Origin of the sequence: Cedecea neteri NBRC 105707 = ATCC 33855 (genome assembly GCF_001571265.1) — a bacterium.
Lineage (GTDB): Bacteria > Pseudomonadota > Gammaproteobacteria > Enterobacterales > Enterobacteriaceae > Cedecea > Cedecea neteri.
On record NZ_BCTL01000018.1, the window covers coordinates 77,247 to 97,250 of the forward strand.

Sequence of the window (20,004 nt, forward strand, 5' to 3'; positions counted from 1 at the left end):
TGAGGTTTATCGCTTTTGTTGTGCTTCATCAACCACCGGAATGCGCCACATAAAAACAAGCAACGCACAAAGTATCACCAACAGCAAAATTCTAACCCACACTATCTTCACCAGCCATAGCGAAAGCGCGAAGGTAACGAGAATAAACAAAATAGCTTTTGGCTTAGAACCGCGGGGCATTGCGCGGTGCGTTTGCCAGTGCCACAGATAGCTACCAAACCACGAACGGTATAGCAGCCAGTGGTGAAAACGCTGCGACGAGCGGGCAAAACACCACGCGGCCAGCAGCAAAAATGGCGTGGTCGGCAACAGCGGTAATATCACGCCCAGCGTCGCAAGCACTACCGCCAGCCAGCCGATGATGAGTAGAATAAGACGCTTCATGCTGTAACCTCTGACAATCCCTGGAGAGCCATTTTGTGAAAACCGCTTCGCTGTTACAAGCCCTTGAAGCTCGCGTCGCCGAGCTGGCGGCCGCCGTTGAGCCGGTCGCTCTGCTGCGGGCAAGCCAGGCGCGCTTTGACCGTAAGCTCTTCCATACCCACAGCACGCAGCTGAAAGATTATCTGCAGGAAGCCCAGGCCAATCTCGCCCAGCTTCAGCTGAGCGTCAGCCACGGTAAAACGGACCAGGTGGCGTTTATCGCCGAAAAGCTGGTGGCGCAGATTGCCGCGCTGCAGCGAGAATTAGCCACCGCGCATTTACGCAAAAGCGAGCCGACGCAGAAGGTGCAGGAAAATCTGTACGAAAAACTGGCCACGCATCAGGATTACGAACGCAGGCTGCTGGCGATGGTGAGCGATCGCGAAAGCCAGCTTTCACTGCAAACCACGCTTGCCGGCCAGCAAAAGCTTCAGCGTGAACTGGCCGCGCTGGAAGGCCGCCTGCAGCGCTGCCGCCTGGCGCTGACCCGTATAGAAAAAGCCATTGAAAGACGTGAACGCGGGCTGAGTTAACCCAAAAATAAGGAGCAGGAATGTCGCTGGATAACGCCCCGGACGAGGTCAAACTGGCCGTCGATTTAATTATGCTGCTGGAGCAGCATCAGATCCCAACGGATACCGCGATTGCGGCGCTGGACATCGTTCGTGAAGATTTTCTACGTAAACAGCGGGAAGAAACGGCTTCCCGCTGATTTTCACGTTTAGAGAGACGGCGGCAGCAGGCCGCCATTTTTGCCCAAATCGCGCTTCACTTCCGTCAGCTCATCGCCCTTCTCGTTGTGCAGATGCACCTCAAGCTGGTTGAAGGCAATATTGATATTGTTTTCACGGCACAGTCTGTCGATGGCGCGGTTCAACTCATCCACGGTGATGCTGCGGTCACGCAGTTCACGGACATACAGGCGCAGTTCGTGGTCAAGCGTGCTGGCGCCGAACGTCGTGAAGTACACCGCAGGTTCCGGGTCATGCATCACCCGCGGATGGTCCATTGCCGCCTTCAGCAGGATCTCTTTCACTTTATCGAGATCGGATCCATACGCCACGCCGAGCTTGATCACCACGCGGGTGATCGTGTCCGTCAGCGACCAGTTGATCAGTCGTTCGGTCACGAAAGCCTTGTTCGGGATGATCACTTCTTTACGGTCAAAGTCGGTGATTGTCGTCGCGCGGATACGGATCTTGCTGACGCTGCCGGAGAACGTCCCGATGGTGACGGTATCGCCGATACGCACCGGGCGTTCGAACAGAATGATCAGACCGGAAACGAAGTTCCCGAAGATCTCCTGCAAACCAAAGCCCAAACCTACCGACAGCGCCGCTGCCAGCCATTGCAGTTTGTCCCAGGACACACCCAGCGAGCCAAACACCGTCATCGCCCCAATCACGATAATGGCGTAGTTAAGAATGGTTGTAATCGCGTAGGAAGCCCCCTGGCGCATTTTCAGCCGCGACAGGACCAGGACTTCAAGCAAGCCCGGCAAGTTTCGAATCAGCGCCCAGGCGACCATCGTCGCCACTATCGCGAACAAGATGCTGCCCATGGTGACGTTTTTCATCACCGTGGCGCCGGCTTCGCTGCCGGTGTAGTGCCACAGCACGATGCTGTCGAGATAGGCAAAGACGGTAATTAAATCCGACCAGATGGCGTAGAACACCACGCCGAACAGGGCGAACATCAGCAGCATGGTTAAACGCATGGTCTGCTGGTTGATCTGATCCAGCGCCAGCGGCGGCTCTTCGACGGGTTCAGCGCCCTCCGCGCCCTCTTTAACCATATTCTGCCGGCGGGCCAGCGCGCGGCGGTAGGCAATACGGCGCGCCGCAACGCTCAGGCCACGGATCACCGTCTGGTGAATCAGATTCCAGATAATCACCAGGTAAACCGTGTCTATCCAACGGTTAGCCAGCCGCAGCGTGGTATAGAAATAGCCGGTTGCCGTCAGTACCAGCAGCGCTACCGGTACAATAGAGAGTACGGTAATGGTCAGCAGGCGCATCGGGTGTGACTCTTTGTCACGCCAGTTGTCGCGGCACATCGGAATAACCAGCGCGGTGATCAGCAGCAGGTTAAGGAAAATCATAAACTGCCCAAGCACATCGTCCATCAGATTCAGCGGCGACAGCTCGCCGACAACCGACCAGAACAACAGCGGCAGCAAGGCAAAGCTAATACGCACTATTTGACGGCGATAATGGCGGGTCAGGTGCTCCGGCATGTTAAACCAGGTTACGGCCAGGCCGCGGCTGCTCAGAATGCGCCAGGCCATGCCAAACACCAGCCAGAACAGCGCCAGTTCTTTGGCAAACGCCCACAGCAGCCCGCTAATATTGAGCTGCATAAACAGCAATACCAGCCCCACCGAGAGAATAGCCATCGTCAGCGGCAACACTTTCAGGAAGTTAAGCAAAATCGCTTTGGGCGTGTTGAGCTGGGTATCCGTGCGTAGTTGCCCGACTTCCGACGCCAGCTTAGCCAACTGCTTGTCGATCCACTTATAGCGCCAGCGCAGCAGCCCGGCTAGCAGCATCAGCGGCAGCGCGGTGAACAGCGACATAAATAGCCCATCCAGCACTTTGTGCCAGCTGATATCCAGCTTCATGCCTTTGATTTGGTCATGCAGCGCGCGCGGGAAGGATTTGATCCACTCCCAGTTCATCGGCTTGTTACTGTTCACCCAAAAAATTTGCTGGGTCAGCATTTTTTGCAGGCTGGTGCTGACGCTCATCAGCTGCTGCTGGTTAATTTGCAGGTTAATCGCCATCATCAGCTGATTACCCAGCTGCTTGTTGAGCTGATCCAGCAGCTCGCGACGCATGTCCACCACCTGCATCAGCGCATCGTGAACTTCGTCGTTAACCTCGTTTTTATGCCCTTCGACAATCTTGTCGACGTAGCTGTCACTTTGGAACAGAGCATCACGCTGCTGGTTAATATCAAACTGCTCCAGGCGCAGGTCGGCAATGCGGTTAGTGAGGTCTTCGAGGTCGTCGGCAGACGGCAGCGTTTGCTGCTGCTGATAAAGAATGCGCGACAGCAAGAGGCTGCCCTTTAGCACCGAAATTTGTTCTTTTAAGTTACGCTCGGACTGCAGCGCGCGATCGAGCCAGTTTTTGACGCGAATATTCCGCTGAACCAGCTCGTTCCCGCTTTGGGTAGCGTTAATCAGCCGCTGACTAAGCTGGTGGTTGACGTCCAATTCCTGACGCACCAGCGGGTTATTTTGCACCGCGCTGGCGTCAGCGTCGTCCGGCGTGACGGCTTCCTGAGCGGTCTTTTCCGTCAGCGTTAAGCGTTTGCTGTTAACCGCTTCCTGCAGCAGTTGAAGCGTATGCTCAAGCTGCCCGATATTGGCGTTGGTGTAGTCACGTTGTTTTTGCAGCGCATCCTGCAAGACTGTATTGCCTTCCAGGCTTTTCCGCTGCTGTTCAATCTGCGTATTGAGCAACGCCTGCTGTACCAGCAACAGATTTTGCTGGCTCGGGCGCAAAGTGGCTTCGCCCGGCGTGGTGCCATTCAGGCGGTTGCGCACCTGCAAGAGCTGCTGCGAAGCGCTGTACATCGCATTCTGCACGCGCTCAGGTTGCGTTTGCAGCGACACCAGTTGGCTGTTCAGCGTAGATAAATCGTTATTGGCCGATTGCAGTTGATCTAGCACGCTGGTCAGTCGGGTTTCCAACTGCCGAAGGGAAAGCGAGCCCAGCGTTTTACGCGTAGCTTCGTCGTCGGCCGGCGTACTCAGCGAATTCAACGCGTCGGTCGCCTGCCTCAGCTTGTCCGGTGCCTGAGCAACCGTGGTTTTAAGCTGCGCCGTCTCCTGCTTCACGCGGTCGAGCTTATCCAGCATCTCAAGCGTTTCGGTGAGATCTTTCTGGGTAAGCTTATCGTCAGGGGTCAGCGTCTTTTGCTTGTTCAGCGTGTCCAGCTGCGACTGTACCTCCGCCCTGGCAGGCAAATCGTTATTACTTTGCGCCGCCTGAGCCGCACAAACAGGCAGCAGGATGGAAACCAAAAAAAACAGGAAAAGCATGAATGCGGAACGAGAAGTCCGCGACAGAGCGTTGTGCTGCGTAGTCATGGTTGATTCATTACGGTGCTGCGCATGTGAGTGCCAGCTAAAAGTAAAAGGCCACGGAAGACGCGCAGAATAACACGGCTTCAGGGCGCAGAATAGCAATCGCCCTCGGAGGAATCTCAAATCATTTTCAGGGTGAAAGTAAGTCGAAAGTTACGCCGGTTTGTTCAGCGTTGGGCTCAGTTGGAACATCTCCAGAAGCACGGCGATAAAGTCCGGCGCTTTGGCATAAAGATCAAAGGTTTCCGGCGCCACCAGCCAGTTTTCAATCAGCCCGGTGATGTAGCTGCGCATCAGCGTAACGGCGAGGGAGAGGCGCAGGCTCGAAGGCAATTTTCCGGCGTCGATACAGCGCTGTAAGGCGGCCTCAATGCGTTCATTTCCTTCCATATAGAGCGTGCGTCTGGCCTGCTGCAGAACCTCAAGTTCACCGACAAACTCACATTTGTGGAAAATGATTTCGGTCATTAAGCGTCGGCGCTCTTCTGTCACCGTTGCCTGTAAGATATAAATGAGTAATTCTCTTATCACAGACAGTGGATCGTCTGGATATTTTGCCCGATACTCAATCTCTAAGTCACCAATACTGGATTCGGTTAGCTCCCAGATCTCACTAAACAACTCCGACTTATTTTTGAAATGCCAGTAAATCGCACCACGTGTTACCCCGGCAGCCTGCGCGATATCCGCGAGCGAAGTCGCAGAGACGCCCTGCTGTGAAAACAGGCGAATCGCAACGTCGAGGATGTGCTGGCGGGTTTCAAGCGCCTGAGCTTTGGTTTTTCGTGCCATAAGTGGGTGAATTTACTTTAGTCAGATTTACATACATTTGTGAACGTATGTACCATAGCACGACGATAATATAAACGCAGCAATGGGTTTGTGGACATTTGATCCATTGAACAACTTTGAAATCGGACACTCGAGGTTTACATATGAACAAAAACAGAGGGTTTACGCCTCTGGCGGCCGTTCTGATGCTCTCAGGCAGCTTAGCGCTTACAGGATGTAACGAGAAAGAGACCCAGCAGAGTGCGCCGCACGCCCCGGAAGTGGGTGTAGTGACTCTGAAAAGCGCGCCATTGCAGATAACTACTGAGCTTCCAGGACGTACCAACGCTTTTCGCATTGCAGAAGTTCGCCCTCAGGTCAGCGGCATTATTCTGAAGCGTAACTTCACCGAAGGCAGCGACATTCAGGCCGGTGTCTCGCTGTACCAGATCGATCCTGCAACCTATCAGGCTGCGTACGACAGCGCGAAAGGCGACCTGGCGAAAGCCCAGTCCAGCGCGAATCTCGCACAGTTGACCGTCAAGCGTTATCAGAAACTGCTGGGTACCAAGTACATCAGCCAGTCTGACTACGACACAGCCGCAGCAACTGCACAGCAGGCAAACGCTGACGTCGTCGCAGCCAAAGCCGCTGTAGAAACCGCACGTATCAACCTGGCGTACACCAAAGTGACCTCGCCTATCAGCGGCCGTATCGGTAAATCTGCGGTCACCGAAGGTGCACTGGTGACCAGCGGGCAAACCACCGCCCTGGCAACCGTCCAGCAGCTCGACCCTATTTATGTAGACGTTACCCAGTCCAGCGATGATTTCCTGCGCCTGAAGCAGGAGCTGGCCGACGGCAAACTGAAACAGGAAAACGGCAAGGCGAAGGTCAAGCTGATGACGAACAACGGTGTAGCCTATCCTCAGGAAGGGATGCTGGAATTCTCTGAAGTGACAGTTGACCAGACCACCGGGTCAATCACCCTGCGCGCCATCTTCCCTAACCCGGACAAAACCCTGCTGCCAGGGATGTTTGTTCGCGCCAGTCTGGAAGAAGGCGTTAACCCGAACGCTATCCTGGTTCCGCAGCAAGGGGTGACTCGTACTCCACGCGGCGATGCCTCCGCGATGGTTGTCGGCAAGGATGACAAGGTTGAAGTTCGTCAGCTGCAAACCAGCCAGGCGATCGGCGACAAATGGCTGGTGACCGGTGGCTTAGAAACCGGCGATCGCGTCATTGTTACCGGCCTACAGAAAGTAAAACCGGGTGTTCAGGTAAAAGCGCAGGAAGTTGCGGAAGACAATAAAGGCCAACAGCAACCCGCCGCAGGCGCACAGCCAGAACAACCGAAGTCTTAACTTAAACAGGAGCCGTTAAGACATGTCTAAGTTTTTTATCGATCGCCCCATCTTTGCCTGGGTAATCGCCATCATCATTATGTTGGCGGGTGCGCTTGCGATCATGAAATTGCCTATCGCGCAGTATCCAACGATCGCGCCACCGGCAATTCAGATCTCGGCAAACTACCCGGGTGCAGATGCTAAAACGGTACAGGATACCGTCACGCAGGTTATCGAACAGAACATGAACGGTATCGATGGCCTGCTGTATATGTCCTCTACCAGTGATTCCTCTGGTACCGTTCAGATAACCATTACCTTCGACTCCGGCACCGATGCCGACATCGCACAGGTTCAGGTTCAGAACAAACTGCAGCTGGCTATGCCGCTGCTGCCGCAGGAAGTGCAGCAGCAGGGTGTTAGCGTCGAGAAGTCCTCCAGTAGCTTCCTGATGGTTCTCGGTATGATCAATACCGACGGCACCATGAACCAGGAAGATATCGCGGACTACGTGGGTGCAACCATCAAAGATCCGGTCAGCCGTACCCACGGCGTAGGTGACGTGCAGCTGTTTGGTGCTCAGTACGCGATGCGTATCTGGATGGACCCAAACAAACTGAACAACTACCAGCTGACGCCTGTTGACGTGATTAACGCCATCAAAGCGCAAAACGCCCAGGTCGCAGCCGGCCAGCTCGGCGGGACGCCACCGGTTAAAGGCCAACAGCTGAACGCCTCCATCATTGCGCAGACCCGTCTGAAATCCGCAGACGAGTTCAGCAAAATCCTGATGAAGGTTAACCCGGACGGCTCTCGCGTCTTGCTGAAAGACGTAGCGAAGGTTGAGCTTGGCGGCGAGAACTATGATGTTATCGCGCGTTATAACGGCCAGCCTGCTTCCGGCTTGGGGATTAAACTGGCAACCGGTGCTAACGCCCTGGACACTGCCGAAGCGGTACGTGCTACGGTTGAAAAACTGGAGCCGTTCTTCCCGCCAGGTCTGAAAGTTGTTTACCCGTACGACACCACGCCGTTCGTTAAAATTTCCATTAACGAAGTGGTAAAAACGCTGGTGGAAGCCATCGTGCTGGTGTTCCTGGTTATGTATCTGTTCCTGCAGAACTTCCGGGCAACGCTGATTCCAACCATTGCCGTACCGGTGGTACTGCTGGGTACGTTCGCCATTCTTGCCGCGTTTGGCTACTCGATAAACACCCTGACGATGTTCGGCATGGTGTTGGCGATAGGCCTGTTGGTGGATGACGCCATCGTCGTGGTAGAAAACGTTGAGCGCGTTATGGTGGAAGATGGACTGCCACCGAAGGAAGCCACGCGCAAATCCATGGGCCAGATTCAGGGCGCCCTGGTGGGTATCGCGATGGTGCTGTCGGCGGTATTTATCCCGATGGCGTTCTTCGGCGGCTCTACCGGCGCAATCTATCGTCAGTTCTCGATCACTATCGTTTCCGCGATGGTGCTGTCGGTGCTGGTGGCCATGATCCTGACCCCGGCGCTCTGTGCGACCATGCTTAAGCCAATCCCGAAAGGTCATCACGATGACAAGAAAGGGTTCTTCGGCTGGTTCAACAGAATGTTCGAGAAGAGCACGCATCACTATACCGACAGCGTCGGTAACATCCTGCGTAGCACCGGTCGTTATCTGGTTCTGTATCTGCTGATTGTGGTTGGCATGGGGCTGCTGTTCATCCGCCTGCCAAGCTCGTTCCTGCCGGACGAAGACCAGGGCGTACTGCTGGCGATGGCTCAGCTGCCCGCGGGCGCGACTCAGGAACGTACGCAAAAAGTACTGGATGAAGTGAACGACTACTTCCTGACCAAAGAGAAAGCGAACGTTAACTCGGTGTTTACCGTTAACGGCTTCGGCTTCTCCGGTCGCGGCCAGAACACCGGCCTGGCGTTCGTTTCGTTGAAAGACTGGAGTGAGCGTTCTGGAGAACAGAACAAGGTTCCGGCCATTGCAGGCCGTGCCATGGGCACCTTCTCACAGATCAAAGACGCGATGGTCTTTGCCTTCAACCTGCCGGCGATTGTCGAGCTGGGTACCGCTACCGGCTTTGACTTCCAGCTGATTGACCAGGCAAACCTTGGTCACGAGCAGTTGACTCAGGCTCGTAACCAGCTGTTCGGCATGATTGCTCAGCACCCTGACCTGCTGGTTGGCGTGCGCCCGAACGGCCTGGAAGATACGCCGCAGTTTAAAATCGATATCGACCAGGAAAAAGCACAGGCGCTGGGGGTATCCATCAGTGATATCAACACCACGCTGGGTGCAGCCTGGGGCGGCAGCTACGTCAATGACTTCATCGACCGTGGCCGCGTGAAGAAAGTGTATGTGATGGCTGAAGCGCCATACCGTATGCTGCCAAGCGATATCGGCAACTGGTACGTCCGTGGTTCTTCCGGCCAGATGGTACCGTTCTCCGCGTTCTCCACTTCGCGCTGGGAATACGGTTCACCTCGCCTGGAGCGTTACAACGGCTTGCCGTCCATGGAAATCCTCGGCCAGGCCGCACCGGGTAAAAGTACCGGTGAGGCAATGGATATGATGGAACAGCTGGCGGCGAAACTGCCGACCGGCATCGGCTTTGACTGGACGGGGATGTCCTATCAGGAACGTCTGTCCGGCAACCAGGCCCCTGCCCTGTACGCCATCTCGCTGATTGTGGTGTTCCTGTGTCTGGCGGCGTTGTATGAGAGCTGGTCAATTCCGTTCTCGGTCATGCTGGTTGTTCCGCTTGGGGTATTCGGTGCCCTGCTGGCAGCCACCATGCGAGGCCTGACCAACGACGTTTACTTCCAGGTAGGCCTGCTGACAACCATTGGGCTGTCGGCGAAGAACGCGATACTTATCGTGGAATTCGCCAAGGATCTGATGGAGAAAGAAGGCAAAGGCCTGATTGAAGCGACGCTGGATGCGGTGCGTATGCGTCTGCGTCCGATTCTGATGACCTCTCTGGCATTTATCCTCGGGGTAATGCCGCTGGTTATCAGTACCGGTGCGGGCAGTGGCGCGCAGAACGCCGTAGGTACCGGCGTAATGGGTGGCATGGTGACCGCGACCGTGCTGGCTATCTTCTTCGTTCCGGTGTTCTTCGTGGTGGTACGCCGCCGCTTCAGCCGCAAGAGTGAAGATATTGAACATGCGCATGCGGTAGAGCATCACCAGTAAGCCATTCAATCACATAACAAAAGGCCGCGTAATGCGGCCTTTTTTATGAATATAGAAACCGGTTTCAGTATTGTTATTTCAGATTTCTTATTTCCACATTCACTTCTTTCCCCGCATTTTCTTCAACATAAATGCCGCCTCATTTCGGAGAAAATAACGCTTAAATGCTCGTTAATCCATGATTAACGAAACAACAAAAACCGAAGTGTTACATTTATTTGGGAATATTCTTACAAATTAACGCCTGGTTTTTAGCCGGATACAGAATAGTCTTATAGATTGATTAACCAGCTGAAAGTTATAAATATTACCCTCTATGGGTTAATGTATCTCTGAGAATTTAAGTTAAAATTCATACTAAAGTTTTAATTCACATTTAGTAACGTATTCTGATTTTTTAACTTAATTGTAATTTTTCGTTAGAGCCGCATGAAATCCAGGCAATATTGATTTATAGTTACAGCACATGTAATAATCGTGGCAACAGTTCTTCACCTCATCAGGTGTGTCCACCCCAACCCGTTGTGTTTATCATTTGGTTTAGCGATAAAAGGGGCAGCACTATGGACGAATACTCACCAAAGCGGCATGATATCGCGCAGCTTAAGTTTCTCTGTGAGAGTCTGTATCACGATTGTCTGACCAATCTTGGTGAGAGCAATCATGGGTGGGTTAATGATCCTACATCGGCCATTAATCTACAGTTGAATGAATTGATTGAGCACATTGCCGCATCGGCGCTTAATTATAAGATTAAGTACCCTGATGAGAGCAAATTGATTGAACAGATTGATGAATACCTGGACGATACTTTCATGTTATTTAGCAATTACGGCATTAATGCGCAAGATTTGCAGCGGTGGCGTAAATCAGGGAATCGCTTGTTCAGATGTTTCATCAGCGAGAGCCGCGCTAACCCAGTAAGCCACTCGTTCTAAAAAATATTAAAATACTTAAGGCGAATTTATGACTACCAAGCTCACCAAAACCGATTATTTGATGCGTCTCCGGCGTTGTCAGACAATTGATACGCTGGAACGCGTAATAGAAAAAAATAAATATGAATTATCAGATAATGAACTGGCGGTATTTTATTCAGCAGCCGATCACCGTCTTGCAGAACTGACGATGAATAAACTGTATGACAAAATCCCACCTTCAGTGTGGAAATTTATTCGTTAATAGTCATTTTATTAAATAATATTTAAAATCACATTTTATCTCCTGTTATTGTCTGGTTTGTCTCAGTCGATGTTGCACAGGTTTGGATTAACACCCGTTAACCAGCCAGCGAAATACCGTAAGCACTCCTCAACGCTAACCTCGCCTCGCCGCAGCCTGCGACGTGAGATTCATCACGCTCAGGGAACGATACCCACTCATTTCTTTCGAAATTCAGGTAGCCTTGCAGGCCACTGAAGAGGGAGTCTGTGATGAGTGAAGAAAAGCGTAAAATGATTGCCGGTGAGCTATACCGGCCTGGAGACGAAACCCTGCAGCAAGAGAGCCACAAGGCACGCCAGCTGCTGCATCGCTACAACCACAGCTCGCCGGACGAGCAGGCGTACCGCGATGAGATCCTCGCCGAGTTGCTAGGCCAGAGCGAAGGGGCTTACATCGAACCGACTTTCCGCTGTGACTACGGCTACAACATCTACCTGGGTAAAAACTTCTACGCCAATTTCGAATGCGTCATGTTGGACCCCTGCCCTATTCGCATTGGCGACAACTGTATGCTGGCACCCGGCGTTCATATTTATACGGCAACCCATCCTCTGGATGCCGAAACGCGAAATAGCGGCGTTGAATTGGGCAAGCCGGTGACGATTGGCAATAACGTGTGGATTGGCGGGCGGGCGGTTATTAATCCTGGCGTGACCATTGGCGATAATGTCGTGGTAGGCTCAGGCTCGGTAGTCACCAAAGATATTCCGGCCAACTGTGTTGTGGCGGGTAATCCAGCTCGTATCATTAAGATGCTTTAAGGCGGCCAGAGAGGTTAACTGTTATGGTTATTTTTGGCTTATCTGTTACTTTTTTGCATGGCCTGTGGTTCTTAAAATAGTCTGGTCATGCGTACAACCGAAACAGAGAACTTAGAAGGCACACCATGTCAGAAATTCAGCGCCTGCTTACCAATACCATCGAACATCTGAATGAAACTGAAAAGCGCGATAATCGCCCGCGCTTCAGTATCAGTTTTATCCGCAAACATCCCGGATTGTTTATCGGCATGTATATCGGCTGGTTTGCCACTATGTGGGTAATGCTTGAATCAGAAACCCTGGCGGGCTCAGTATGGCTGCTGGTCGTGCTGTTCGCGCTGATGAACGCGTTTTTCTTCTTTGATGTCAATCCTCGCTACCGCTACAGCGATATTGACGTCCTCGATCTGCGAGTTTGCTATAACGGCGAGTGGTACAACACCCGCAACGTGCCCGGGGCGCTGATCGATGAAATCCTCAGTTCCCCGAGCGTGGATGAAGAGCAAAAATCTTTGTTGCACAAAATGCTCAGTCGCAAAGGGGAACTGTCGTTTTATGACGTATTCTCACTCACCCGCCAGCAGCCTGCGGGTGAGCGATAACCACTAGCGACGTTTTTTTCGTCCCTGCACCGCTTTAAAACGCGGATTAGATTTGCAAATCACATACAGCCGCCCCTTGCGCTTAACAATCTGGCAGTCGGGGTGGCGCTGTTTTGCACTGCGAAGTGAATTCAATACCTGCATTTCTTAAGACTCCTTCCCGCCAAAGAACTTGCCAAAACGCTGCTGGAAGCGCGCCGGGCCGCCTTCATTGACGAAGACTTTCTGTTTGCCGGTGTAATGAGGATGCGAAGCAGAAGAAACTTCGATCGTCACGTAGGGGTAAGTGACCCCGTCCAGCTCAATCTCGCGGTCGGTTTTGATCGTCGAGCCCACTTTAAAATATTCATTTACGCTGGTGTCGTGAAACACCACGGTCCGGTAAAACGGATGGATATCGCGCTGCATAAAAATCATTCCGATATGTTATAACGTAACAATAAAATAAAAGATGATTGGGTAAATTGCAAGCGGGGTTTAAAACCCAGAGGGAGTCAAAAAGAAGCGGGCACCGCTTGGGTGCCCGACGAGATTAGAGTTTAAATCCGGCTACCACACGCTCAAGCTGGGTAGATTGCTCCGCCATAGAGTGTGAGGCAGAAGAGACTTCCTGCACCAGCGCGGCGTTCTGCTGCGTAGTGCTATCCAGCTGATTAATTGCCAGATTCACCTGCTCGATGCCGGTGCTCTGCTCACGGCTGGAAGACATAATTTCGGCCATCAGCGTCGTCACGTTACGTACGCCCAGGGTCAATTCTTCCATGGTGCTGCCCGCCTGATGAACCAACTCCGTGCCAAGGTTTACGTTGCTGACTGACGTTTCGATCAGCGCTTTAATTTCCCGCGCCGACTGTGCGGAGCGCTGGGCAAGGCTGCGAACCTCAGAGGCAACAACCGCAAAACCACGGCCCTGCTCACCGGCCCGAGCGGCCTCAACGGCGGCGTTCAGTGCCAGGATATTGGTCTGGAAAGCGATACTGTCAATCACGCTGATAATATCCACCACTTTGCCAGAAGAAGTCTGAATAGCATTCATCGTGCTGACGACCTGCTTCACCACTTCCCCGCCTTTCACCGCCACGCTGGAAGCTTCACGCGCCAGCTCGTTGGCATGAGCGGCGTTATCGGCATTCTGGCGAACGGTGCTGGTCAGCTCCTCCATCGACGCCGCCGTTTGCTCAATTGAGCTGGCCTGATCTTCGGTTCGGGCAGAAAGATCCTGATTGCCCGTCGCTATCTGATGAGAGGCCGAAGAAATTGCCCGGGCGCTATCCCCAACCTGCCGCAGCATGGTTTGCAGGTAACTAATCACACCGTTAAAACTGTCGATAATGGCGTTAAATTCAGGGCTACTGGTTGGTTCAAGACGCTGAGTCAGGTCGGCACCGCCGGCGGAAAGGCGGCTGATGTTGTGGTTAAGATCGCCCAGGCGGCGCATCATATTGCGAACAAACAGTACCAGGATCCCGAGCAAAACGATCGCCATCGGGATCTGCACCATGCCAAGACGCAGCAGAATCGAGTCCGTTTGTTTCGTCAGAAGCGCAGTTGGCAGGTCAACCGCCAGAATCCACGGGCTGCCTTTTACCGTTTGCAAAATAACGGTGTGCGAAGTCCCATCGTTATCGTATTCATTCTCACTGCTCTGGCTGGCATTAAAACCGGGCAGCATTTCCTGAACGGCTTTCGCCATTGGCAGAGAGCCACTCAGCTCAGAAAGATTTTTTAAGCCCGCCGTTTTGCCAATCTGATCCGCGTTACCGACGACTTTACCGTCGGCTTCAATAATCAGCACCTGGCCTTTAACCGCCTCACTCATCTGCTTAGCCAGCTGATTAAAGAAGCCCAGCGTCACATCGATGGTCGCCACGCCCCACGGCTGCCCCTCTTTGGCGATCGCCATTGCGCAGTTTGTTCGCGGCTGCGGGCTGGCATCATCCTGGTAGGCGTTGGCCCAGGCGCACTGCCCTGCCGGAGAAGCAAGCCCGGCTTTGTACCACACCTGCTCGTAGTAATTAGGCGCGGCATCCGAGTTCCAGTAGGTATTTTCTTCCAGTTTGTTACTGCCGCTGCGGGCAAAGAAAGTGCTGAATTTATTACGCCCCGCCTCGCGTTTTTCCGGCAAAGGCCAGATGCCGCCGCCAAACACGTTCACATCCTGGTATTGATCCACCAGCGTTGGCAATAACTTATTAATATCATCGCTTTGCATCGCGGCCACGGACTGGGTAATGCTGCGCATCTGCGCCTGCACCCGATTCATCTGCTCGGTGATATTGACCGCCACGTTATCCACTTCGAAGCGAATCAGCTGGGTTTCATTGCGCTTAAGCTGCGGGGTCACAAAAAAGTGAATCACCAGCGAAGTGATCGCAATTAACAACATGAAAAACAAACATAAAGAGGTAATAAATCGGGATTGTGTAGTTTTTAGCATGATGAAGACACCTGGTGGTAGAAAGCGAAACGCTTAGCAAGCTCTTCGGCATAAAACCCATAAACTTAACTGCTGCCATAAGTTAACTGCCCGTTAACTATTTCCAAATGTAATTAACTCTCAGTGAAATCCATAAGTTACCCCTATGCATTGAAACATTTTGCAATGATTAGACTTTTCTCGTTTCCGCAAATGCTTAGAACCCCGCCGGGTCATAGCTTAGAAGATAACAATATTGGGCGAGGATTTTTGATTACGGCAAGGTAAGCGCTAACGCTACCCGACCGTATTCAGAAGGACATTGCCATGATGCTGCCCCGCTGTTGTGCCGAACTCAACGTAACCACTTTTTCCAAGCCCCTGATTACCGGAGTAAATTATGAGCACCAATCCAGGCCTGGCACTGCCGATTCTTGACCTTTCCCAGCTTAACGGCAGCGAGACTGACCGTTCAGCCTTCCTCAGCCAGCTGCGCTACGCCGCACGAGAAATTGGCTTTTTCTACCTGATCAACCACGGTATCAACCCTGACTTGCAGCAGGCCGTCCAGGACGAAGCCCGCAGCTTCTTTGCCCTCCCCGACGATGAAAAACAGCAGGTGGCGATGATCCACTCGCCGCATTTCCGTGGTTACAACCGTGCCGCCAGCGAACTCACCCGCGGCCAGCCCGACTGGCGCGAACAGTTCGATCTCGGCGCTGAACGCCAGGCATTGCCGCCGGATGAATATGCCCCAGCGTGGCGCCGCCTTCAGGGACCCAACCTCTGGCCAACCGCCAGGCCTGAACTCAAACCGACGCTTTTACAGTGGCAAAGCGAAATGACCGCCGTGGCGTTAAAGCTGCTGCGCACCTTTGCCGAAGCGCTTAGCCTGCCGGCCGATGCTTTTGATGACCTGTACGGAAACCTGCCAAACGAACACATCAAGCTGATTCGCTATCCGGGGCAGTCTGCCACGCAGAGCAACCAGGGCGTGGGCGCTCACAAAGATTCCGGCTTTCTGAGCTTCCTGCTTCAGGACGAGAAAAAAGGCCTGCAGGTCGAAGTCTCGCCGGACAACTGGGTCGATGCCCAGCCGCTGCCGGGCAGCTTTGTGGTCAATATTGGCGAACTGCTGGAGCTGGCCACCAACGGCTACCTGCGCGCCACCGTCCACCGCGTGGTTTCTCCTCCTCAGGATGAAGAACGCCTGTCCATCGCCTTCTTCCTGGGCGCACAGCTCAACGCCGTGGTGCCGGTTTATCAGCTCCCGGAAGCGCTTTCCCGCGAAGCTCAGGGGCCAGAAAGCGATCCGCAAAACCCGCTGCTGCGCGACGTAGGCTGGAACTACCTGAAAGGCCGCCTGCGCTCACACCCCGACGTAGCGGAGCGTTATTACCCGGATGTCCTTCGTAACAGCAGTGAACTGATCGCTTAATAACACATTAAAATAAAAGGAAAATAACGATGAAAAAGACCGTTTTTAAACTGGCTGGCGTTGCTCTGTCACTGTCTCTGGCTTTCGCGGCGCAGGCCGCTGACGTGCTACGCGTCGCGGCTGACCCGGTACCACATGCGGAAATTCTCGCCTTTGTGCAGAAGCTCGACCCTAACCTCAAGTTAAAGGTCGTCGAGCTGAGCAACGGCGTTAACGCTAACGAACTGCTGGCCAATGGCGACGTTGATGCCAACTACTTCCAGCATGTGCCTTATTTACGCGATCAGGAAAAAGCGCTCGGCAAGAAATTTGTCGTTGCCGCAACGGTACATATCGAACCGCTGGGCATTTACTCGCACAAATACAAAGATCTGAAATCCGTGCCGGAAGGCGCAACCATCGCGGTGCCAAACAACGTCACCAACCTTAGCCGCGCGCTGTATTTGCTGCAGGACAAAGGGTTAATCACCCTCAAACCGGAATTTAAAGATGCCGCCACCAATCAGGCGACGCCCAAAGACATCGCCAGCAACCCGAAGAAGCTGAAAATCCTGGAAGTTGAATCCCCGCAGATCCCCCGCTCTCTGGATGACGTTGGCCTGGGCGTGATCAACGGCAACTATGCGCTGGAAGCCGGACTCAGCCCGGCCAAAGACTCTCTGGGCCTTGAGAGCGCAACCCATAACCCCTACGCCAACATTCTGGTCACTAACCCAAATCTGGAAAACGACCCGCGCATCAAGCAGCTGGCGAAAGATCTCGAATCCCCTCAGGTGGCAGAGTTCATTCGCAAGCAGTACAACGGCTCGGTGATCCCGGTAGAGACTAAGTCATGATCTCCCTTGAGCGGCTGAGCAAAGTGTACGCCGGAGAAGGCCAGCCGGCGCTGGATGACATTAACCTTGTGGTCCCGGATGGCGCGATTTACGGCATTCTGGGCCGCAGCGGCGCCGGGAAAAGTACGCTTATTCGCTGTCTCAACCTGCTGGAGCGGCCCACCTCGGGCCGCATTATCATGAATGACCGGGACATCACCACCTTTAATCAGCGCGAGCTTCGCCAGCACCGCCAGCGCACCGGCATGGTGTTCCAGCATTTCAACCTGATTCACGCCCGCAGCGTGGAAGACAACGTTGCCGTGCCGCTGGAAATCTCCGGCACGCCACGTGAAGCTCGCCAAAAACGCGTTGCCGAGCTGCTCAACCTTGTTGGCCTGAGCGACAAAGCCAAAGCCTTTCCGTCTCAGCTTTCCGGCGGACAAAAACAGCGAGTCGGCATCGCCCGTGCGCTGGCCGCCCACCCGGAAATCCTGCTCTGCGATGAGGCCACCAGCGCGCTGGATCCTGACACAACCGCTTCAATCCTGGCTCTGCTGGCAGACATCAACCGCCAGCTTGGGCTGACCATCGTGCTGATCACCCATCAGCTGGAAGTCGTCAAAGCCATTTGCGATCACGCGGCGCTGCTGGAACACGGCAGGTTAATCGAAAGCGGTCCGCTGTCTGAAAGATTAGTGGACCCGTTCTCCAAATTACGTATTTCGCTGCTGCACGACGAACAGGCAGAACGCGAGTTCTTACGTCGCCACGGCGTGGAAGGGAGAGTCTTATGCGAAGTAGCATGAGTTGGGAAGATCTGTGGCCGCTGCTGCTGGACGGCACTCTTGATACGCTTTACATGGTGGGGCTTGCGGCGCTGTTCACAGTACTGATTGGCCTGCCGCTCGGCGTGCTTCTGTTTCTCACCCGCCGCGACGGGGTATTGCCCGCCCTCCGCCTTAATCAGGTGCTCGGCAGCATCATTAACGTAGGGCGCTCGCTGCCGTTTATCGTCCTGCTTATCGCGCTAATCCCGCTGACCCGAATTATCGTCGGCACCACGCTCGGCAGCACGGCGGCGGTTGTGCCTATTACCATCGGCGCCTTCCCCTTCTTCGCCCGCGTGGTCGAAAGCGCGCTGGATGAGGTGGATAAAGGCCGCATTGAAGCCATTCTGTCGATGGGCGGCAACGCCTGGCACGTGGTGAGCAAAGTGCTGCTGCCGGAAGCCTTACCTGCCATCCTGGCGGGGATCACGCTCACGGTAGTGATGCTGATTGGCTTTTCTTCGATGGCCGGCGTCATCGGCGGCGGCGGCCTGGGAGACCTGGCCATTCGCTACGGCTACCAGCGTTTCAATAACCAGGTCATGGTCGGGACCGTTATCGTGCTGATTGTGATGGTGCACCTGGTACAAAGCCTTGGCGACCATTTAGTCCGTCGCCTCGCCCACCGTCGCTGATCTTGTTCAAAGCCCGGAGTCCTGGCCGGGCTTTGAACGTGCCTCCCTCGCCCCTTCTCGTTATCCGCGCTGGATCACAAAATCAAATTGTTAACGTTAACTATTGCGATTAACATCACGTTTATGACGGTTACTCTCTTCTCGCGACAAATAGTTAACGTTAACAATACTGTCATTCAAGCACTCAGAGACTGCACACATGGCACTGACAAAACGGAATAAACACCACTATCTGATCCTGAGCGGGCTGCTGTTTACCTTTTTCTGGACCTGGTCATCGGCGTTTTCGCTGATCTCACTTTGGCTAAATCAGAAAATCGGCCTGAAAGGCGCGGAAACCGGGCTGATCTTCTCGATAATAGCCTTCACCGCGCTCTGCGCCCAGCCGCTGTATGGCTTCATCCAGGACAAACTCGGGCTGCGCAAATCGCTGCTGTGGGTTATTGGCGGGCTGCTGCTAGTCAGCGGGCCCTGGTTTATCTTCGTTTGCACCCCGCTGCTTCAGGTGCATATCGTCGCAGGGGCAATCAGCGTCGGGCTTTACGTCGGCGCCACCTTCTTTGCCGGTATCGGCGCGCTGGAGTCCTATACCGAACGCGTCAGCCGTATCGTAGGCTTTGAATACGGAAAATCACGCATGTGGGGCTCTTTAGGCTGGGCCGGTGCCACGTTTTTTGCCGGGCTGCTGTTTAACCTCAATCCACAGCTGAATTTCTGGATGGGTAGCGTCTCTGCCTGCCTGTTCCTGCCTGTTCCTGCTCCTCCTGTGGCGTATGCGTGACATGCAGCCTAACGCCCTCAGCGAGCTGGAGTATGGTAAAGCCAGCGCGCTGACGCTGGCCGATGCCTTCGGTCTGCTCAAGCTCCCACGCTTCTGGGCGCTGGTGCTTTTTGTTTGCGGCGTCAGCGTTTACAACGTTTACGATCAGCAATTCCCCGTCTACTTCGCCTCGCTGTTTAACGAAGTGCAGCGCGGCAACGAAATGTTTGGCTTTCTCAACTCCTTCCAGGTATTTCTCGAAGCGGGCGGGATGTTCCTGGCCCCGATGCTGGTAAACCGCATCGGCGCAAAACGCGGGCTGCTGCTCAGCGGCCTGATCATGGCTATACGTATCTTTGGTTCAGGCATGGCAAGCGACCCGCTGACCATCTCCTTCATGAAGCTCCTGCACGCCGTCGAGTTACCTATCCTTTTGATTTCAATGTTTAAGTACATCACCACGCAGTTCGATCAGCGACTCTCCGCCACGCTCTACCTTGTCGGCTTCCAGTTTATTACCTCTATCTGCGCCACCGTACTCTCTCCGCTGGTCGGGCGCGGATACGACCAGCTCGGCTTTGCCGACACCTACATGATTCTGGCCGGGCTGGTGCTGGCACTGACGCTGGTTTCCGCTTTGCTGCTCAGCGACTCGGCCCCAGATAACACACACCCTTCTTTAAATCTGACCACCAGGTAA

General features: G+C 53.9%; 18 protein-coding genes and 1 pseudogene. 13 read left to right on the forward strand and 6 right to left on the reverse strand.

Annotated features, from left to right (window positions below; translation table 11 throughout):
- Nucleotides 1-6: 6 nt before the first annotated feature.
- Nucleotides 7-384, reverse strand: a complete 378-nt coding sequence (locus tag CNE01S_RS08945) for a DUF454 family protein (protein ID WP_061275295.1) — start codon at nt 382-384, stop codon at nt 7-9.
- A 35-nt stretch (nt 385-419) separates the two neighbouring features.
- Between CNE01S_RS08945 and priC the strand changes: the two genes are divergently transcribed.
- On the forward strand, nt 420-956 hold the full coding sequence (gene priC / locus CNE01S_RS08950; RefSeq protein ID WP_061275297.1) for a primosomal replication protein PriC: 537 nt from the start codon (nt 420-422) through the stop codon (nt 954-956).
- A 20-nt stretch (nt 957-976) separates the two neighbouring features.
- The gene (gene rsmS / locus CNE01S_RS24355) at nt 977-1,135 is read left to right on the forward strand and encodes a pleiotropic regulatory protein RsmS (RefSeq protein ID WP_072279121.1); all 159 of its coding nucleotides are present in this window, start codon (nt 977-979) and stop codon (nt 1,133-1,135) included.
- A 9-nt stretch (nt 1,136-1,144) separates the two neighbouring features.
- Here the strand turns inward: rsmS and mscK are convergent, their stop codons facing one another.
- Entirely contained in the window at nt 1,145-4,519 is a 3,375-nt protein-coding gene (mscK, locus tag CNE01S_RS08955; RefSeq protein ID WP_061275299.1) for a mechanosensitive channel MscK, read from the reverse strand.
- 150 nt (nt 4,520-4,669) lie between these two features.
- A complete protein-coding gene (gene acrR, locus CNE01S_RS08960; protein WP_061275300.1) occupies nt 4,670-5,308 on the reverse strand; it encodes a multidrug efflux transporter transcriptional repressor AcrR in 639 nt (212 codons plus the stop codon).
- Nucleotides 5,309-5,451: 143 nt separating this feature from the next.
- On the opposite strand from acrR, the gene CNE01S_RS08965 reads away from it, so the two are divergent.
- The 6 genes from CNE01S_RS08965 to CNE01S_RS08990 all read left to right on the forward strand — a co-directional run bounded on the left by CNE01S_RS08965 (nt 5,452) and on the right by CNE01S_RS08990 (nt 12,410).
- Nucleotides 5,452-6,651 (forward strand): efflux RND transporter periplasmic adaptor subunit, encoded by a 1,200-nt coding sequence (locus CNE01S_RS08965; protein ID WP_061275302.1) that lies wholly within the window; start codon nt 5,452-5,454, stop codon nt 6,649-6,651.
- Between the two features lie 22 nt (nt 6,652-6,673).
- Nucleotides 6,674-9,823 (forward strand): multidrug efflux RND transporter permease subunit AcrB, encoded by a 3,150-nt coding sequence (gene acrB / locus CNE01S_RS08970; RefSeq protein WP_061275304.1) that lies wholly within the window; start codon nt 6,674-6,676, stop codon nt 9,821-9,823.
- Nucleotides 9,824-10,386: 563 nt separating this feature from the next.
- Complete coding sequence (gene tomB / locus CNE01S_RS08975; RefSeq protein ID WP_008460297.1) at nt 10,387-10,761, forward strand: Hha toxicity modulator TomB; 375 nt, start codon at nt 10,387-10,389, stop codon at nt 10,759-10,761.
- Between the two features lie 28 nt (nt 10,762-10,789).
- Nucleotides 10,790-11,005: a hemolysin expression-modulating protein Hha gene (hha, locus tag CNE01S_RS08980; RefSeq protein ID WP_008460299.1), complete on the forward strand. Its 216-nt coding sequence runs from the start codon at nt 10,790-10,792 to the stop codon at nt 11,003-11,005.
- Nucleotides 11,006-11,256: 251 nt separating this feature from the next.
- Nucleotides 11,257-11,808 (forward strand): maltose O-acetyltransferase, encoded by a 552-nt coding sequence (gene maa, locus CNE01S_RS08985; protein WP_061275306.1) that lies wholly within the window; start codon nt 11,257-11,259, stop codon nt 11,806-11,808.
- 125 nt (nt 11,809-11,933) lie between these two features.
- Nucleotides 11,934-12,410, forward strand: a complete 477-nt coding sequence (locus tag CNE01S_RS08990) for a YlaC family protein (protein WP_061275308.1) — start codon at nt 11,934-11,936, stop codon at nt 12,408-12,410.
- Nucleotides 12,411-12,413: 3 nt separating this feature from the next.
- Here CNE01S_RS08990 and ykgO read toward each other — a convergent pair whose 3' ends face one another.
- The 3 genes from ykgO to CNE01S_RS09005 form a co-directional block, all read right to left on the reverse strand.
- Complete coding sequence (gene ykgO, locus CNE01S_RS08995) at nt 12,414-12,554, reverse strand: type B 50S ribosomal protein L36 (protein WP_003859006.1); 141 nt, start codon at nt 12,552-12,554, stop codon at nt 12,414-12,416.
- A gap of 3 nt (nt 12,555-12,557) precedes the next feature.
- Nucleotides 12,558-12,818, reverse strand: a complete 261-nt coding sequence (locus CNE01S_RS09000) for a type B 50S ribosomal protein L31 (protein WP_008460319.1) — start codon at nt 12,816-12,818, stop codon at nt 12,558-12,560.
- Nucleotides 12,819-12,942: 124 nt separating this feature from the next.
- Nucleotides 12,943-14,847, reverse strand: a complete 1,905-nt coding sequence (locus CNE01S_RS09005; protein ID WP_061275310.1) for a methyl-accepting chemotaxis protein — start codon at nt 14,845-14,847, stop codon at nt 12,943-12,945.
- Nucleotides 14,848-15,226: 379 nt separating this feature from the next.
- On the opposite strand from CNE01S_RS09005, the gene CNE01S_RS09010 reads away from it, so the two are divergent.
- The 5 genes and pseudogenes from CNE01S_RS09010 to CNE01S_RS09030 all read left to right on the forward strand — a co-directional run bounded on the left by CNE01S_RS09010 (nt 15,227) and on the right by CNE01S_RS09030 (nt 20,004).
- Nucleotides 15,227-16,264: an isopenicillin N synthase family dioxygenase gene (locus tag CNE01S_RS09010; RefSeq protein WP_061275312.1), complete on the forward strand. Its 1,038-nt coding sequence runs from the start codon at nt 15,227-15,229 to the stop codon at nt 16,262-16,264.
- Between the two features lie 29 nt (nt 16,265-16,293).
- Nucleotides 16,294-17,100 carry a MetQ/NlpA family ABC transporter substrate-binding protein gene (locus tag CNE01S_RS09015; RefSeq protein ID WP_061275314.1) on the forward strand — a complete coding sequence of 269 codons (807 nt, stop codon included), beginning with the start codon at nt 16,294-16,296 and terminating at the stop codon, nt 17,098-17,100.
- A complete protein-coding gene (locus CNE01S_RS09020; protein ID WP_072279122.1) occupies nt 17,097-17,888 on the forward strand; it encodes a methionine ABC transporter ATP-binding protein in 792 nt (263 codons plus the stop codon). Before CNE01S_RS09015 ends, CNE01S_RS09020 begins: the two co-directional genes overlap by 4 nt.
- The gene (locus CNE01S_RS09025; protein WP_169799402.1) at nt 17,885-18,544 is read left to right on the forward strand and encodes a methionine ABC transporter permease; all 660 of its coding nucleotides are present in this window, start codon (nt 17,885-17,887) and stop codon (nt 18,542-18,544) included. The genes CNE01S_RS09020 and CNE01S_RS09025 overlap by 4 nt, the downstream gene beginning before the upstream one ends.
- A gap of 199 nt (nt 18,545-18,743) precedes the next feature.
- Nucleotides 18,744-20,004: pseudogene (locus CNE01S_RS09030) on the forward strand (MFS transporter).

What these genes read in the sequence shown, in the direction of transcription:
- CNE01S_RS09025 (WP_169799402.1), top strand. Translation starts at nt 17,885, where the DNA reads ATGAGTTGGGAAGATCTGTGGCCGCTGCTGCTGGACGGCACTCTTGAT.
- acrB (WP_061275304.1), top strand. Translation starts at nt 6,674, where the DNA reads ATGTCTAAGTTTTTTATCGATCGCCCCATCTTTGCCTGGGTAATCGCC.
- rsmS (WP_072279121.1), top strand. Translation starts at nt 977, where the DNA reads ATGTCGCTGGATAACGCCCCGGACGAGGTCAAACTGGCCGTCGATTTA.
- acrR (WP_061275300.1), bottom strand. Translation starts at nt 5,308, where the DNA reads ATGGCACGAAAAACCAAAGCTCAGGCGCTTGAAACCCGCCAGCACATC.
- CNE01S_RS08990 (WP_061275308.1), top strand. Translation starts at nt 11,934, where the DNA reads ATGTCAGAAATTCAGCGCCTGCTTACCAATACCATCGAACATCTGAAT.
- CNE01S_RS08945 (WP_061275295.1), bottom strand. Translation starts at nt 384, where the DNA reads ATGAAGCGTCTTATTCTACTCATCATCGGCTGGCTGGCGGTAGTGCTT.
- CNE01S_RS09000 (WP_008460319.1), bottom strand. Translation starts at nt 12,818, where the DNA reads ATGCAGCGCGATATCCATCCGTTTTACCGGACCGTGGTGTTTCACGAC.
- CNE01S_RS09020 (WP_072279122.1), top strand. Translation starts at nt 17,097, where the DNA reads ATGATCTCCCTTGAGCGGCTGAGCAAAGTGTACGCCGGAGAAGGCCAG.
- CNE01S_RS09005 (WP_061275310.1), bottom strand. Translation starts at nt 14,847, where the DNA reads ATGCTAAAAACTACACAATCCCGATTTATTACCTCTTTATGTTTGTTT.
- CNE01S_RS08965 (WP_061275302.1), top strand. Translation starts at nt 5,452, where the DNA reads ATGAACAAAAACAGAGGGTTTACGCCTCTGGCGGCCGTTCTGATGCTC.
- CNE01S_RS09015 (WP_061275314.1), top strand. Translation starts at nt 16,294, where the DNA reads ATGAAAAAGACCGTTTTTAAACTGGCTGGCGTTGCTCTGTCACTGTCT.
- ykgO (WP_003859006.1), bottom strand. Translation starts at nt 12,554, where the DNA reads ATGCAGGTATTGAATTCACTTCGCAGTGCAAAACAGCGCCACCCCGAC.
- mscK (WP_061275299.1), bottom strand. Translation starts at nt 4,519, where the DNA reads ATGACTACGCAGCACAACGCTCTGTCGCGGACTTCTCGTTCCGCATTC.
- hha (WP_008460299.1), top strand. Translation starts at nt 10,790, where the DNA reads ATGACTACCAAGCTCACCAAAACCGATTATTTGATGCGTCTCCGGCGT.
- maa (WP_061275306.1), top strand. Translation starts at nt 11,257, where the DNA reads ATGAGTGAAGAAAAGCGTAAAATGATTGCCGGTGAGCTATACCGGCCT.
- tomB (WP_008460297.1), top strand. Translation starts at nt 10,387, where the DNA reads ATGGACGAATACTCACCAAAGCGGCATGATATCGCGCAGCTTAAGTTT.
- CNE01S_RS09010 (WP_061275312.1), top strand. Translation starts at nt 15,227, where the DNA reads ATGAGCACCAATCCAGGCCTGGCACTGCCGATTCTTGACCTTTCCCAG.